General features: G+C 69.0%; 1 protein-coding gene. It reads right to left on the bottom strand.

The window, feature by feature from the left end:
• Positions 1 to 39: 39 nt before the first annotated feature.
• The gene (locus DBR36_RS07945) at positions 40 to 1,512 is read right to left on the bottom strand and encodes a sugar transferase (protein WP_108318336.1); all 1,473 of its coding nucleotides are present in this window, start codon (positions 1,510 to 1,512) and stop codon (positions 40 to 42) included.
• Between the last annotated feature and the right edge of the window lie 102 nt (positions 1,513 to 1,614).

The raw sequence follows: 1,614 nt of genomic DNA, 5'->3' as shown, positions 1-1,614 counted from the left end.
CCCCGCCGGTGGGCGGGAGCGCGGCGGGGAGGGGGTGAGTCATGCGGCGGTGTCGCCCGGGGCGAGAGCGGCGCGAGCGGTGCGGCCGAGGATGACGAAATCGCTGAGGAGGGTCCAGTTCTCGACGTAGGAGAGGTCGAGGCGGACCGACTCCTCCCACGAGAGCGAGGACCGTCCGCTCACCTGCCACAGTCCCGTGATGCCGGGCTTGGCCAGGAAGCGGCGGTGCACGTGGTCGGCGTACACGGCGACCTCGGACGGCAACGGCGGACGCGGGCCGACGAGCGACATCGACCCGCCGATGACGTTGAACAGCTGCGGCAGCTCGTCGAGGCTGTACTTACGCATGATCCGCCCGATGGGCGTCACTCGCGGGTCGTTCTTCATCTTGAAGAGCACCTCATTGCCCGCGTCGCGCTGCTGTGCGGCGAGCTGGGCGAGGAGTTCCTCGGCGTTGACCACCATGGATCGAAACTTGATCATGGTGAACTCGCGCCCGCGGAAGCCGACGCGCGTCTGTCGGAAGAAGACGGGGCCCTCGCTGGAGAGACGCACCGTGATCACGAGGAAGATCAGCAGCGGGCTCAGCAGGACGACTCCCACGGAGGCGGCGATCAGGTCGACACTGCGCTTGAGGAAGCTCTGTCCGCGCGAGAACTTGGGGGTCTCGACGTGGATGAGGGGAAGACCCGCGACCGGGCGGGTGTGCAGGCGCGGACCGGCGATGTCGACGATGCTCGGGGCGAGGACCAGGTGTTGACGCCCCGCCTCGAGGCTCCACGAGATTTGCTTGACCTTGTCGGCCGGCAGCTCGTCGGCGCTGGTGATGGCGACGGTATCGGCCCCCGTCGCCTGCAGCGCCCTCGTGACGTCTCCGACATGGCCCATGACGGGGATCCGCGTTCCGGGGATGACGTCGGCGATCTTGCCGTTCGGGACGCAGGCCCCGACGACTCGGTACCCGGCGCTGGGGGTGCGGGCGAACTCACGGGCGAGCTGGGTGACGGAGTGCAGAGAGCCCACCAGCAGCACGTTCGCCGAGTACCGCCCGCGCGAGCGCTGGACGACGAGCCACTGCCGCCACATCCAGCGGGTGAAGAAGAGCACGATGATGCCGAGCGGAAGGCTGACCAGCAGGTATCCGCGGGCGACGTCGATCTGCACGAGGAAGGCGATGATGGCGACGGCCCCGAAGAGGCGGAAGCTCGCGTCGGCGATGCGGACGTACTCGGCCGAGCCGGTTCCGATGACGCGGTCGCTGCGGGACTCCACGAAAGCCAGCGCCCACATCCAGGTCACGATGAGGATCGCCGAGAAGGCCCAGTAGGAGAGGTCGCTGATGCGACTGTCTCGACCGGCGGCCAACTGCGCGTTGCCGAGCCCGAACCACAGGATCTGGGTGCCGTAGACGACCCAGATGAGAGAGGCCAGGTCGGTGAAGACGAGGTTGCGCCGATAGCGCGCGCGCCACGGGTCGCGGGCGTGCGGGGCGGTGATCGCGGTGTCGGGCACGGGCGGGGTGGATGCCGCGGGTGCAGACGCTTCGGGGTGGGCGTTCGCCGTCGGGACCCGGTCGGCGTCCGACCCGGACGCGTTCTCTCGAAGGTCGAACGT

This window comes from Microbacterium sp. HMWF026, assembly GCF_003061325.1.
GTDB lineage: Bacteria > Actinomycetota > Actinomycetes > Actinomycetales > Microbacteriaceae > Microbacterium > Microbacterium testaceum_E.
Note: the sequence above shows the minus strand (reverse complement) of the source record. Positions and strands in the feature narration are given on the sequence as shown.